Annotated in this window: 14 protein-coding genes; 3 read left to right on the top strand and 11 right to left on the bottom strand. The window is 73.1% G+C overall.

What is annotated here, in order from left to right; translation table 11 throughout:
- Nucleotides 1–6 precede the first annotated feature (6 nt).
- Complete coding sequence (locus LCG91_RS15825; protein ID WP_224441970.1) at nucleotides 7–1,284, bottom strand: DUF2254 domain-containing protein; 1,278 nt, start codon at nucleotides 1,282–1,284, stop codon at nucleotides 7–9.
- 42 nt (nucleotides 1,285–1,326) lie between these two features.
- Nucleotides 1,327–1,971, bottom strand: a complete 645-nt coding sequence (locus LCG91_RS15820) for an NAD(P)H-binding protein (RefSeq protein WP_224441969.1) — start codon at nucleotides 1,969–1,971, stop codon at nucleotides 1,327–1,329.
- Nucleotides 1,972–2,084: 113 nt separating this feature from the next.
- Between LCG91_RS15820 and LCG91_RS15815 the strand changes: the two genes are divergently transcribed.
- The gene (locus LCG91_RS15815) at nucleotides 2,085–2,570 is read left to right on the top strand and encodes a DUF4126 family protein (protein WP_224441968.1); all 486 of its coding nucleotides are present in this window, start codon (nucleotides 2,085–2,087) and stop codon (nucleotides 2,568–2,570) included.
- 182 nt (nucleotides 2,571–2,752) lie between these two features.
- Nucleotides 2,753–3,724: an NAD-dependent epimerase/dehydratase family protein gene (locus tag LCG91_RS15810; RefSeq protein ID WP_224441967.1), complete on the top strand. Its 972-nt coding sequence runs from the start codon at nucleotides 2,753–2,755 to the stop codon at nucleotides 3,722–3,724.
- 24 nt (nucleotides 3,725–3,748) lie between these two features.
- On the opposite strand, the gene LCG91_RS15805 is transcribed toward LCG91_RS15810, so the two are convergent.
- Nucleotides 3,749–4,933 carry a PQQ-dependent sugar dehydrogenase gene (locus tag LCG91_RS15805; RefSeq protein WP_224441966.1) on the bottom strand — a complete coding sequence of 395 codons (1,185 nt, stop codon included), beginning with the start codon at nucleotides 4,931–4,933 and terminating at the stop codon, nucleotides 3,749–3,751.
- Nucleotides 4,934–5,064: 131 nt separating this feature from the next.
- Here LCG91_RS15805 and LCG91_RS15800 point away from each other — a divergent pair, with 131 nt between their 5' ends.
- A complete protein-coding gene (locus tag LCG91_RS15800; protein WP_058749831.1) occupies nucleotides 5,065–5,730 on the top strand; it encodes an SDR family NAD(P)-dependent oxidoreductase in 666 nt (221 codons plus the stop codon).
- 13 nt (nucleotides 5,731–5,743) lie between these two features.
- Here LCG91_RS15800 and LCG91_RS15795 read toward each other — a convergent pair whose 3' ends face one another.
- The 8 genes from LCG91_RS15795 to LCG91_RS15760 all read right to left on the bottom strand — a co-directional run bounded on the left by LCG91_RS15795 (nucleotide 5,744) and on the right by LCG91_RS15760 (nucleotide 13,467).
- Nucleotides 5,744–6,505, bottom strand: coding sequence for an SGNH/GDSL hydrolase family protein (locus tag LCG91_RS15795; protein WP_058729048.1), 762 nt, complete (start codon nucleotides 6,503–6,505; stop codon nucleotides 5,744–5,746).
- A 118-nt stretch (nucleotides 6,506–6,623) separates the two neighbouring features.
- Complete coding sequence (locus tag LCG91_RS15790) at nucleotides 6,624–9,434, bottom strand: hypothetical protein (protein ID WP_224441965.1); 2,811 nt, start codon at nucleotides 9,432–9,434, stop codon at nucleotides 6,624–6,626.
- Nucleotides 9,431–10,165 (bottom strand): ABC transporter ATP-binding protein, encoded by a 735-nt coding sequence (locus LCG91_RS15785; protein WP_224441964.1) that lies wholly within the window; start codon nucleotides 10,163–10,165, stop codon nucleotides 9,431–9,433. Before LCG91_RS15785 ends, LCG91_RS15790 begins: the two co-directional genes overlap by 4 nt.
- A complete protein-coding gene (locus tag LCG91_RS15780) occupies nucleotides 10,162–10,788 on the bottom strand; it encodes a PadR family transcriptional regulator (protein WP_318010463.1) in 627 nt (208 codons plus the stop codon). Before LCG91_RS15780 ends, LCG91_RS15785 begins: the two co-directional genes overlap by 4 nt.
- Before the next feature lie 115 nt (nucleotides 10,789–10,903).
- On the bottom strand, nucleotides 10,904–11,785 hold the full coding sequence (locus tag LCG91_RS15775; protein WP_224441963.1) for an aldo/keto reductase: 882 nt from the start codon (nucleotides 11,783–11,785) through the stop codon (nucleotides 10,904–10,906).
- A 161-nt stretch (nucleotides 11,786–11,946) separates the two neighbouring features.
- Complete coding sequence (locus LCG91_RS15770; RefSeq protein ID WP_224441962.1) at nucleotides 11,947–12,531, bottom strand: YdeI/OmpD-associated family protein; 585 nt, start codon at nucleotides 12,529–12,531, stop codon at nucleotides 11,947–11,949.
- A gap of 43 nt (nucleotides 12,532–12,574) precedes the next feature.
- Entirely contained in the window at nucleotides 12,575–13,123 is a 549-nt protein-coding gene (locus LCG91_RS15765) for an acyl-CoA thioesterase (protein WP_058729052.1), read from the bottom strand.
- A gap of 110 nt (nucleotides 13,124–13,233) precedes the next feature.
- Nucleotides 13,234–13,467: a hypothetical protein gene (locus LCG91_RS15760; RefSeq protein ID WP_058729053.1), complete on the bottom strand. Its 234-nt coding sequence runs from the start codon at nucleotides 13,465–13,467 to the stop codon at nucleotides 13,234–13,236.
- Nucleotides 13,468–13,491 lie beyond the last annotated feature (24 nt).

The raw sequence follows: 13,491 nt of genomic DNA, 5'->3' as shown, positions 1-13,491 counted from the left end.
TTCCGTTCAGGTAGCCGGCCCGGCGTCGGGGTCGGAGCGCCCTGCCCGCGTCGCCGCGACCAGTCCACGTCGGTGCTCCGGTGCCTGCTGTTCGAGTCGTTCGGCCAACCGGTCGGCGGCCCGCTCGACGAGCGGTTGTCCGGCGCCGTAGTGCCCGACGGTCGCGAAGAGTCCGGCCACCAGCTCCTCGGGCGACGGCCAGTGCTGCAGGATCCGCGGCGTGCCGTCCGGCCCGAGCAGTGCCGTCACGGCGCTCCGGTCGCGCCAGAGCGGCACCAGGACCGGCGTCGCCATGTCCAGGGCGCTGACCGCCGTGTACGGGTCGTTCGAGCCGGACGCCAGACCGCGGACGGCGATCTCGACGAGCTGCTGGAGGGCGAACTCGACGTCCTGCACGGGCGTCCGGGCGGTACCGAGGACCACCGCGGCGCGCAGCGTCCGGGAGGTCGCCGCGTCGATCTTCGGGGTGCTGTCGTCGCCGCGCGATCGGTCGGCCGGGTCCCCGTCCGCGCGGACGCGCACGCGGACGACGACGTCGCCCTGGATGACGTACCGGCCCGGGGTCGCGACGACGTCCACCAGACGGTCGTTCCGGACCGCCCATGCCGTCAACGTCCGCCACTCCACCGACTGCGCGTAGCCGTCGGAGGCTGCCCGGACCGCGTACCACCCGTCCTCGGGGACGGTGACGGGCTGGATCGTCCGTCGCTCGTCGTCGCCGTCCCGGTAGGCCTCGTCGACCGCTGCACGCAGGTCGGTCTGCACCTGCCGCTGCAGCGACGTGATCTGCGTGCTCGACGCGATGTGGTGGATGAAGAAGACGAGCACGCCGACGTCGAGCACGGCGAGCAGGACTGCGACGTGGATGGCGACGACGGGCACGAACGCATCGCCGTCGTCGACGTCGGTGTGCACGGTCCGCAGCACGACCATCGCGTACAGGAACGTCGAGGTGAACGCCGCGAGCACGAGCTGGTTCGCCCGGTCCGCCGTGAAGTTCCGCACGAGCCGCGGCCCGTACGTCGACGACGTGGTCGCGAGGACCGAGATCGTGATCGAGAACGAGGTGCCCGCCACCGTGAGCATGGCCGTGCCGATCGTCGTGAGGATCGACCGACCACCGCCGGCGCTCAGGGCGTCGAGGAACGGCACCGCCGGCACCTGCCCGTCCAGGACCTCGCGGTCGAGCGTGACGAGCAGCTGCGCGACGACGATCGCCACGACCCCGAGCAGGGCGGGCAGGAACCAGAACGACTCGCGGACGCGGACGAGCAGCGCGTGCATCAGCAGGGCCGACCCGACCGGTCCGTCACCGACACCCGCGCGTCACCGCTGCTGCAGGAACTCGGCGATCGCCGTGCCACCGCCGTTGAAGCGGAACGTGCGGCCGGCCGTCGACGGGTCCTCGACGACGTCGGCGACCACGTGCGCCACGTCGCCGCGCGGGACCTGCGTGGCCGAGCCGTCCCAGTCCACCGACCCGGTCGGCTCGTCGTCGGTGAGGGTGCTCGGTGCGACGACGGTCCACTGCAGACCGGAGTCGCGGAGCACCGCGTCGGCGATCATCTTCGACTGCGCGTAGGCGAAGAAGTCCTGGTCCTGCGGGATCCCGTGGTCGAGCGTCGACCCGGACCACGAGACCATGACGTACCGGTCGACCCCGGCCTGCGCGGCGCCCTGCACGGACAGCACGGCGGCGTCGCGGTCGATCGCCCAGGTGCGGTCCGCAGAACCGCCGCCGGCACCGGCCGACCAGACGACGGCGTCGTGCCCGCGGATCAGGTCGGCGAAGTCGGTGAGCGACTGCTCCTGCACGTCGGCGACGCGCGGCTCACCGCCGTGCGCCCGCACCTCGTCCTGCTGGTCCGGGTTGCGGATCACCGACGTGACGCTGTGGCCGCGCCCGGTGAGGATGCGGGTGGCGAGGAGTGCGACCTTGCCGTGGCCGCCGAACAGGATGACGTTGCTCATGGCCCGGACGGTACGCGGCACGGCTCGGAGGGGGCGGCGGCGGTCCGTCCCCCAGCGCCCGGCGAGTACCGTCCGACCGGACACGACGTCCGAGCGGACTCGACAGGAGAACCATGAGCAAGCACGACGAGCAGCACACCCTGGTCCGGACCCTGGCACTCGGGTTCCTCAGCGGCGGACGGAGCAGCACCCCGCTGGCCGTCCTGGCGCTGAACCACGACAACAAGGCCGTGAAGGGTGACTGGCAGCAGTGGAAGGCCTTCAGCACGCCGCTCGGTCGCGGCCTGCTCGTCGCGTCGGCCATCGGCGAGCTCATCGGCGACAAGTCCCCCAAGGCTCCTGCCCGCATCTCGCCGCTCGGGCTGATCGGGCGCATCGGTGCCGGAGCGTTCGCGGGCGCGGCGCTCGGCACCACGGGCCGCCGCGACCTGCGTCTCGAGGGCGCGGTGCTCGGCGGGATCGGTGCGGTCGTCGGCAGCTTCGTCGGCTGGGCGGCGCGCAAGGCGCTCAGCAGCTCGGGCCTGCCCGACCCGGTCGGCGCGCTCGCCGAGGACGCCGCGGTCATCGCCGGTTCCGTCAAGGCGGTCAGCGGGTCCTAGACCCGACCACCAGACGGACGGGAGGCCCGTGGCGGACGCGCCACGGGCCTCCCGTCCGTCCGCGGTCCAGTCCGAATCCGGTCTGGTCACGTCGGGCCTGAGCCGGCCCGTCCGCGTCGCGTCCACCGGGGAGCACCGCCAGGACCTGCCGCGCACGGACGCACGCGCCTAGCGTGGCCCGCATGGACATCGTCGTCATCGGAGCCACCGGCCACATCGGCACCTTCCTGGTCCCCCGCCTCGTCCGGGCCGGCCACCGCGTCACCGTCGTGACGCGCGGCACCAGCACCCCGTACGCGGACGCCCCGGAGTGGGAGCAGGTCGAGCGGATCACCGCCGACCGTGAGCAGGAGGACCGCGACGGCACCTTCGGCGACCGCATCGCCGCGCTCGGTGCCGACGCCGTCGTCGACCTCGTCTGCTTCACGCTCGACTCCGCGGAGCAGCTCGTCCGGGCCCTCCGCGGCAGCCGCACCCACCTCGTGCACTGCGGCTCGATCTGGCGCGCCGGCGTCTCGCACGTCCTGCCGATCACCGAGGAGACCGCCACCCCGCCGTTCGGCGAGTACGGCACGCAGAAGGACGCGATCGCCCGGATGCTGCAGCAGGAGACCGCCGATGGTGGTGTCACGACGACGTCGATCCACCCCGGGCACATCAGCGGTCCGGGCTGGATGCCGATCGGCCCGCTCGGCAACCTCGACCCCTCGGTGATCACGCGGTTGGCCACCGGCGAGACCGTCGAGGTCCCCGGTCTCGGCGCGGAGTCGATGGCCCACGTGCACGCCGACGACGTCGCGCAGCTCTTCCAGCTGGCGGTCGAGCAGCGCGCCGCCGCGACCGGACGGGCCTTCTTCGCGACGGCGCCGACCGCGCTGACCGTGCGCGGGTACGCCCACCTCGTCGCGTCGTGGGCCGGCCGGGAGGCACGACTCGAGTCCGTCAGCTGGGACCGGTTCCGCGCGACCACGGCGCCCGAGCACGCCGACGCGAGCTGGGAGCACCTGTCGCGCAGTCAGGTCTTCAGCACCGAGGAGCCGCAGCGGGTGCTCGGCTACGCGCCGGCGTACACGGCGTCGGAGACGGTCCGCGACGCGCTGCGGTGGCAGGCGGCGCACGGCGACCTCGACGTGCCGGGGACGTTCCACCCCTGAGCGCCGTCCTGGCCGCCCGCCTGGTCAGCGCACGGTGGTGAGCGGCACGGACAGGATCCGGTCGTCGCCGTCGCGGGGGTCGCCCCGGCCGTCGGTGTTGTTCGTCACGAACCAGAGCGTGTCGTCGGGTCCTGGCAGCACCGTGCGGATGCGCCCGTGCTCGCCCTGGAAGTACACGGTCGAGCTCGACGGGTCGGACACCGGGACGGCGCGGACGGACTCCCCCTTGAGGTTCGCGACGAAGACGGTGTCGCCGATCACGGTCAGGCCGCTCGGAGACGCCTCGTCGGTCGACCACTGCTGCACGGGGTCGACGAACCCGCGGTCCTCGCCGCCGGTGCCCTCGACCTCGGGCCACCCGTGGTTCTCCCCCGGCTCGATGACGTTGAGCTCGTCCCAGCGGTTCTCCCCGAACTCCGCCGCGAACATCGTGCCGTCCTCGGCCCAGCCCATGCCCTGCACGTTCCGGTGCCCGAGCGACCAGACGGGCGACCCCGCGAACGGATTGTCGTCCGGCACTTCGCCGTCCGGGGTCAGCCGGAGGATCTTGCCCGCCCGGGAGTCGCGGTCCTGTGCCTCGGACCGCTGCCCCGCGTCGCCGACACTCGCGTAGAGCATGCCGTCCGGGCCGAAGGCGATGCGCCCGCCGTCGTGGAAGGTGTTCGCGGGCAGCCCGTCGATCACGGTGGTCGCCTCGCCGAGCCGGTACGAGCCGGTGTCCCCGGTCAGGTCGTACCGCTCGATCCGGTTGCCGTCGTCGGCGGTCGAGTACACGAACAGGTCGTCGTCGTGCAGCGCGAGGCCGAGCAGTCCGCCCTCGCCGCCGTGCCGGACGCCCTCGACCGTCCCGACCTCGCGGGTCGAGCCGTCCGCCGCGAGCTCGAGCACCCGTGCGGAGTCCCGTTCGCTGATGAACGCGTCTCCGTCGTCGCCGACCGGCACCACCGACCAGGGTGCCTCCAGGCCGGAGACCACGTCGGTGGTCCGCCCGTCCGGGGCGAGCTGCCCCGCGGCGAGGTCGGCCGGCGGGCTCGCGGTGCTGCGCTGCCCGGCGGAGTCGTCCGGACCGGTCGCCGCCCGGTCGTCGGAGCAGGCGGTCAGGCCGAGGGCGGCCACGGCTGCCAGCCCGATGGCAGACCAGGTACGGCGGCTGCGGCGTGCGCGTGCGGGGGCGCGGGTGCCGGCGCCTGTGGTGCGGGTGGTGTCCACGGTGATCCTTCCGGGTCGTGCGCCGAGTCCACACGGTCCCGTCGGGAAACGGCTGGGGGTTCCCGGCGGAACCCCTCACCGCTGCGCACCCCGGCCTACCGTCGGTCGCACACCCACGGAAGGACCACCGCATGACCACCATCGCCATCGTCGGCGCCGGCAAGGGCCTCGGGCTCGCCGTCGCGGACCGCTTCGGCCGCGAGGGCTTCGACATCGCCCTGATCTCCCGCAACCAGGACCGGCTCGACTCGCTCGCCGCGGAGCTCCGGTCGTCCGGGTACCGCGCGCAGGGGTTCGCCGCGAACGTCCGCGACGGGGACTCGCTCCGCGCCGCGCTCGAGGCCGCCACCGAGCAGCTCGGCCCGATCGAGGTGCTGCAGTACAGCCCGCTGCCCGCCAAGGAGTACATGCGCCCCGTGCTCGAGACCACGGCCGAGGACCTCGTCGGTCCGATCGAGTTCTCGGTCTACGGCTCGGTGAACGCCGTGCGCCAGGTGCTCCCCGGCATGCGGGCGATCGGCACGGGCACCATCCTGTTCGTCAACGGCGGCAGCGCCGTCCGACCGGGCGCGCGGGTGACCGGCACCTCGGTCGCCTTCGCCGGCGAGAGCGCGTACGCGCAGCTCCTGCACGACGCCGTCGCCGAGGAGCACGTGCACGTCGGCCAGCTGATCATCCCGTTCGGCATCGACGACGGGCAGGACGACCACTCGTCGGCCGCGGTCGCCGAACGCCTCTGGACCATGCACACCGAGCGCGGGGACTTCCGGACGTACGCCGAGCCGCTGCCGGAGTGACCGGACGGGGGGACTAGCTGGCGGTCCGTTCGATCGCCGTGGCCATCGCGGCAGCGACCGAGCGGTTGGCCTCGGCGGTCGGGTGGATGCCGTCCGGCGAGGTACCGGGCCGGTACGCGCCGTCGGCCGCCCGGAGGGCCCGGAACGGGTCGACGAACGCCCAGCCGTGGGAGTCGGCGTCGGCGTGCAGGGCGTCGGTCAGGACGATCTGCCCCGAGCGGCGATCTGCACCCCACCGGCTCCACGTCCAGTCGGACGGCGGACCGGCGACGACGAGCACGCGCTCGGCGCCGACCTTGCGCACGATCGCGTCCACGTTCGCGATGGTGCGGTCCAGCGGGACGGCCTGGTTGACGTCGTTCGTCCCCACCTCGACCACGAGCACGCGGGCCTGCGGCACCGGACCGATCTCGGCGAGCACCTGGTCGGCGCGGTACCCGCTGTGCGCGTAGCCGCCGACGGCGTGCAGCCGGTCGTCGCCCTCGAGCTGGTGCAGCCACGAGTCGGGGCGCGCGGTGATCGAGTCCCCCGCGTACGCGAACGGCACCGCGTCGGCCAGGGCCGGGGTGTCGAGCGCACCGGAGACCACCTGGTCCGGGGTGCTCGGACGCGGCAGGTCGGCCTTCCGCTCCACACGGGACGCCGCTGCGGTCGCGACGGGCCGGTCCTCGGCACTCGCCGTGTGGGGGGCGGCGACGACGAGGACGCCGGCCCCGACGAGGCAGGCTGCGGAGACGATGCTCGCGACGAGGGCGAGGCGGGTGGTGCGGGTCACGGGTACAGGTATCCCCCGGATCGCCCGACGGAACCAGTCCCCCGACCTGGGGAACGTGCGGTCCGGCTGAGGGTCCTCGTGGCCGTTCACAGGTTCGCGACCGCCGACGGTCTCGTCCTCAGTGCGCACGGCGCACCGCCACCCGGCGTCCACGGCCGGCGGTCAGCCAGGTCCCGGCCGTCACGACGAGCGGGAGGCCCAGGGCCAGCAGCGCGAGCACCGGCCAGTCCGCCACGAACGGCAGGTGCGTGGTCCCGGTCGGACCGGCATCGAACCGAAGGGTGAGCGCCCGGATCGGCAGCAACCCGAGCAGCGTGCCGACGACCGCGCCGACCGTGGTGAGGATCGCCGCCTGCCACGCCGACACGCGTCGACGCAGGACCGGCTCGGCTCCGATCGCGTCGAGGACCTCGTCGTCGCGACGACCGTCGGACCGGGCGAGTCCGACGGCGACCGCCGTGGCGCCGATCGTCACCGCCGCGGCGAGGGCGAGCACGAGGGCCTGTACCGTCGCCTGTTCGTCGACCGGTCCGCGTTCGTAGACGAAGCCCGGACCACCCCATCGTTCCCGGTCCGCGCCGCCACCGCTCTGCCACGCGGACGACAGCTCGTCGTACTGCGCCGGGGTCAGTTCCTGCGACAGGTGCATCGCGAGCATGCCGTCGACCAGCGGGACCGCGGTTGCCGCTGCCGTCTCCCGCGTCATGAAGACCCCGACCTTGATCCGTGGCGTCTGCACGTCGAGCACGGCCGGGATCGTGGTGGAGGTGTCGGGGCTGGTCGCACCGAGCGACGTGGGATCGTCGATCGTGCGGTTCCGGAAGGTGTCGATGCGGACTGCCCCGTCGTGCACGTACTCGGGCCAGAGCGACACGGCTTCGCCGTCCGCGAGCGCCCGTCGGACCTCGGCGGACGGGCGGTGCCCGGTGAGCAGGGCGTAGTCGTCGACCGTCCCCGCCACGATGTGCGGCTCGCCGCTCCCGACGCTCTGCAGGAAGGTCGCGCAGCCGGTCGTGTCGGAGGTCGGGCAGTCCCGCTGGACGAAGTCGTGCGGCGTGGTGATCGTGGTGGGCCCCTTGCCGGTGTCCTCGCGGTTCACGGCGAGCACGTGCAGCCGGACGCCGTCCAACGCGCCGGAGAGCACCCGCGCGGCCCGGTCGGTGACGGCGGCGTCGTACCCGTCGCTGTACCCGTCCCGGTCGGTCAGCGAAACGTTCGCGGTCGCGACCCCGACGGCTGTCGTGTACTCGTACCCCCGCACGAACCGGGCGTGCTCCGAGGCGCTCCACGTGATCACGACCGAGGCGACGAACACGACGCTCATCACGCTCGCGAGCACCGGGACCGTGCGGACCGGGTTTCGTCGGGCGTCCCGCGCGGCGATCCGGGCGGACAGACCGAGGCGGGCCGAGAGCCGTGCGAGGCCGGCCAGGACCCACGGCGACGCCAGCGCGACGCCGAGCTGCACGAGGCAGGGCCCGATCGCGACGCCGACACCGACGAGCACCGCCCACCGGTCCTGCTGCACGGGGCGGTCGTTGAGCAGGAGCACCCCGGCGCCGCACGCGAGCGTCATCACCGCCCCGGTGACGACCAGGACGGGGACCCAGGTGCGACGTCGACGCTCCGCCCGGGGACGGGGGACAGCGGGTCGCAGGGATCCACGGAGGGCCGCGAGGACGTCGATCCTGGTCGCCGCCCGTGCCGCGACCAGGGCCGCCACGAGACCGGCGACGACGGCGGCCGCCGCGATCGTGACGATGGCGAGTCCCGGGACGTGCAGCCCCGGCCATGTCCCGACGTTGCCGTCGTCGAGCAGACGGAACGCGAGCACACCGAGTCCTGTGCCGAGTGCGGTGCCGAGCAGCGCACCCGTCACACCGAGCACCAGCCCGGAGCCGGCGACGACGGCGCGGACGAAGCCACGACCGCCGCCGACACTCGTGACGATCGCGTGCGTGCGGGTGTCCGCCCGTGTGCCGACCAGGAAGGCGGCACCGGCGAGCAGTGCGACCTCGAAGGCGGCGAACACCCCGACGAGCGCCATGGCTCCGAGGTACGCGTCCACGGTCGTCCCGGTCGGGGCTCCCTCGAGTCGGTCCGACGGCGGGTCGAGCACGACCGGACGGGACTCGACGACGATCCCGTGCGCGTTGAGCGCGCGGATCTCCGACCATGTCGGGGCGACGTCGGGTAGGTACACGGTCGTGTCCGTCCCGTCGCGCGGGAACGACGCCGGGAGGTCGGCAGGAAGTGACCCCGACGGCAGGAACACGCCCTCGGCATCCGGGCCGGTCGCGGCATCGCGCATGGTGCCCGTGACGGTGAAGCGCTCGCGGACCGGATCGGTGACGGTGATCGCGTCACCGACGGACACGTGGAGGCGTTCGAGTGTCGCCGGGGTCGCCATCGCCTCGTCCGGCGCGGCCGGCGCACGGCCGGAGAGCACGTGCCAGTGCCCGTCGAGGGCGGGCGACCACGTCGCTCCCTCGTCCGCGGTGACGGCGACGGGGACCTCCGGGCCGCGGACGACGACCTGCGTGGTCCGGACCGTGATCGCATCAGCTCCCTCGGGCACGTGGTCGAGCAGTTCGGCCCAGGGTGAGTCCTCGTCTGCCGTCGTCACCGGGCTGTCCCGTGCGGAGTCGGTCAGCTGCCACTGGACGGGGTCCTGCCGCATCCCGGGCACGTCAGGACCGGACAGGCGCATCTGGGCCGCCGCGTGGCCGAGGTCGTACCGGAGCTGCTCCTGCACCGTGGGCAGTGTGGACTGGATGACCACGGCCCCTGCCGCGAACCCTGCAGTGGGGACGCCGATGAGCGACACGATCAACACCGCGCGGCCGACCTTCGCGAAGGCGAGGCGACGACCGAGACGGAGGGCGGCCCCGATCGCGACGGGCGTGCGGGTGCGGCGCCGGCCCCTCACGATGCTGCTCGGCCGACGAGGTCCTCGACGCCGGCGTACACCGTCTCGTCGACGACCCGGCCGTCGCGAAGGAAGACCACCCGGTCCGCCCACGCGGCGTGGCGCGCGTCGTGCGTGACGAGCAGTGCGCCCGCGCCGTTGTCGACGTGTCGACGGAGCATCCGGAGCACGACCTCGCCGGTCTGTGAGTCCAGGGCGCCGGTCGGTTCGTCGGCGAGCACCAGGCGCCGTTCACCGACGACCCCGCGGGCGATCGCGACGCGCTGCTGCTGCCCACCGGACAGGTCGTCGGGGAAGGCGTCGGCACGGTCCCCGAGCTCGACGTTCTCGAGCGCCAGCTCGGCTGCGCGTCGGGCCCGGCTCGCCTTCCAGCCGTCGAGCTCCAGCGGCAGTGCGACGTTCTCGACCGCGGTGAGCGACGGGATGAGGTTGAAGTCCTGGAACACGAAGCCGACCAGGCGTCGACGGAGTGCTGCGAGCTCGCGGGCGGGGCGGTCGGAGACCCACTCGCCGTCGATGCGGACCTCGCCGCTGGTGGGCGGCAGCAGGGTACCGGCGCATGCCAGGAGGGTCGACTTGCCGGACCCCGACGTCCCCATCACGGCGACCATCTCGCCGCGCTCGACCGACAGGTCGACACCGGCAAGAGCGGTTACCGCTCGCTCCCCGGAGCCGTACTGGACGCTCACCGCGTCGAGGGACAGCAGCGGAGCGGTCGCTGTCGTGCTCATCGGACGGCCTCACGTGCCGCTGCGGCAATGGCCCTGCCCTGAGCCGGTGCGTCGTGTACCGCGGGCGGCATGTACCGGCCGACGGAGCTCTCCACGTGGTCGAGCCACCGCACCTCGGCTTCGGCTTGGAAGATCATCGACTCGAGGACGAGCGACCACGCCAGGTCCTCGGCCGGGTCGGCGGTCCGCTTGAGCCTGGTCAGGTCCTGCAGCGCGCGCATCGCCGACGCCCGTTGGACCTGCACGAGTCGCGGGACGTCGACCCCGGGGACGGTGACGGCGAGGGCGAACTTGATCGCGAGCTCGTCGCGACCGCGCTTCGCGGGCACCGGTTCGCTGAACCAGCGTGCGACCTCCTCGCGGCCCGCGACGGTCGCCGTGTAGACGACGTGACCGTCATCGTCGGCTTCGCCGCGGGCCACGAGGCCGTCGCGTTCGAGGCGGTCGAGCGTCGTGTAGACCTGGCCGATGTTGAGCGGCCAGCTCCCCCCGGTCCGGTGCTCGAACTCCCCCTGAGCTGGTACCCGTAGCCGGGTCCTCCCACCAGCAGCGCGAGTACGCCCATCTTGACGCTCATCGTGACTCCCCCGTCTCCGTCCGCTTAGGACATACCGAGTATGCACATACGCGGTAGGCGCCGACAAGCCGAGCCGGGTCACGAAGTGGTCACGAGACGACGGGAGGCCCGTGGCGGCATCGCCACGGGCCTCCCGTCGGATGTCGGCCGGCCCCGGGGGCTCACTCCCCCAGCTTCGACAGCTCCGCGAACTCCTCGTCGGTCAGCTCGATCGTCGCGCCCTGCAGGTTGTCCTCGAGGTGGTCGACGCTCGACGTCCCCGGGATCGGCAGCATGACGGGCGAGCGCTTCAGCAGCCAGGCGAGCGCGAGCTGTGCCGGCGTCGCACCCTTGCGCTCGGCGATCTCGGTGAGCGGCGAGTCGTCGCCGGTCAGGCCGCCGGTCGCGAGCGGGAACCACGGGATGAAGCCGATGCCCTGCTCCTCGGACCAGTCGAGGAGCTCCTCGGCGTCGCGCTTCTGCAGGTTGTAGAGGTTCTGCACGGAGACGATGGTGGCGATCTCCTGCGCTGCCTTCACCTCGTCGACGGAGACCTCGGACAGGCCGATGTGCCGGATCTTGCCCTCGTCCTGCAGCTTCTTCAGCTCGCCGACCTGGTCCTCGAGGGGGACCTTCGGGTCGATGCGGTGCAGCTGGAACAGGTCGATGCGCTCGAGGCCGAGCCGGCGCAGGCTCATCTCGGCCTCCTGGCGGAGGTACTCCGGACGGCCGACCGGCGGCCACTCGTTCGGGCCTGTGCGGGTCAGGCCGGCCTTGGTCGCGATGACGACGTCGTCGCCGTACGGGTGCAGCGCCTCGCGGAGCAGGTCCTCGGCGACGTAGGGGCCGTACGAGTCGGCGGTGTCGAAGAAGTCGACGCCGAGCTCGACCGCGCGCTTGAGGACGCGGACCGCCTCGTCGTGGTCCTTCGGCGGGCCCCAGACGCCCGGGCCGGTGAGCTGCATCGTGCCGTAGCCGAGGCGGTGGACCTCGAGGTCACCACCGATGCGGAAGGTGCCCGAGGCGGCGGCAGGACGGTTCGTGGTGTCGGTACCAGTGGTCATGCGCCCGGTCTACGCCCGTCCCGTGACCCGTTCCTGGGTCGGTGTCCCCCTGGCGCGCGCACCGGATCGGGAACCGGACCACGTTCCCGACATCGAACCACGGCGTGCGGCTGGTTCGATGTCGGGATCATGGTTCGACGCGCCCCGCGGGGGCACGTCGGTCAGCGGGTCGGACGCGGGTGCGGCGTCTCGCCCGCGGCCAGGCCGGCGACGAGCTTCACGATCCGGTTCGCCCGCGCGGCGTCGCTCGGCGCCGTCACGACCCGGTGCAGCACGGCGTACCGGTTCGTCGCGTCGAGCTCGGCGAACAGCGCGGCCGCGGCGGGAGCGGCGTCGAGCGCCGCCCGGAGGTCGTCGGGCACGGTCACGGTGGCCGCTCCGGCGTAGGCGCGGTCCCACCGGCCGTCGCCCTTCGCCCGGTCGACCTCGGCGCGACCGCGCGGGCGCATCCGTCCGCCGTCCTCGAGCGCCGCGACCAGACCGATGTTCCGCTGCGACCAGAGGGACGCCCGGCGACGCGGGGTGAAGCGCTGCCGGAAGGTCCCGGCATCGCGGCCGCGCTTTTGTCCGTCGATCCAGCCGGAGCACAGGGCCTCGTCGAGCGCCTGGTCGTACGTCAGCGAGGTCGGCTCCGTGGTGCCCTTCTTCGCCAGCACGAGCCAGACGCCGTCGGGATCGTCCTCGTGCTCGTCGAGCCAGGTACGCCAGGCGGCCGCGTCGGTCAGCACCAGGTCGTCGTCGTCCACGTGGTCATCGTAGGACGGTCGCCGAGCCGGGCGGGTGCCCGGGTCAGCGCACGCTGCCGCCGCTGCTGATCCGCACCGCGTCGGCCCACTCGTGCACCCATCCCGGCAGCGTGAGATCCCGCGCCGCGCCGCCCGCTGCGGCCACCACCTCGTCGGGCGTCACCTGGCCGCCCTCACGCCGCAGGAACCGCGCCTGGACGACCGCCCGGGCAACGACCGCGCCCTGTCGGACGAAGGTCTGCTCCATGTACACGGCGCGCTCGTCGACGCCGAGCACCCGGGTGTGCAGGGTGAAGCGTTCCCCGAGCGTCAGGGAGCGCTTGTACGTGATCGTCTGCGCAGCCACGACGGCGTACCAGCCGCGGCGGGCGGACTCCTGCCAGAAGCCGGACCCGTGCAGCAGGTCGTAGCGGCCGAGGTCCATCAGCGTCAGGTACCGGCCGTTGTTCACGTGCATCAGCGTGTCCAGGTCCGTCGGCAGGACACGGAAGGGCGTGCGGGCCTCGTCCCACAGCGAACGGCGCGGCCCCGGGCGCAGGGCGGCCAGCCGGAGGCGCAGACCGAGCAGGAAGAGCCGGAGGTACAGGTTCACCGGTCGATCACACCAGTGCCGGGCTGTGCGTCCGATCCCGTTGGAGGAACCGCACGAGGGTGTCCGGTGCCGAGTGCAACACGGTGCAGCGGAACCTGCAACCGAGTGGGTCAGCCCGGGAAGGCACCGCCTGCGCCGCTGATCCCCGGGTGGGCGGACTTCGCCATGCCCTCGATGATCGCGTGCTCCCCCGACGCCTCGGACATCGCGCGCTCCCCGACGCGCGGGTCGACGGGCTCCAGGTGGGCGAGGGCCTTCCGGCGCCGGACGTTCTGCACCTCGAGCACGACGAGCGCGGCGGCGATGACCACCACGACCCCGATGACGATCCAGACCACGGTCATGACGTTCCCCTTCCGTCGTGGACA

The sequence above is a fragment of the Curtobacterium sp. TXMA1 genome (genome assembly GCF_020162095.1).
In the GTDB taxonomy this organism is placed as follows: domain Bacteria; phylum Actinomycetota; class Actinomycetes; order Actinomycetales; family Microbacteriaceae; genus Curtobacterium.
The sequence above is the reverse complement of the archived record's forward strand: the minus strand, read 5'-3'. Positions and strand labels throughout refer to the sequence as shown.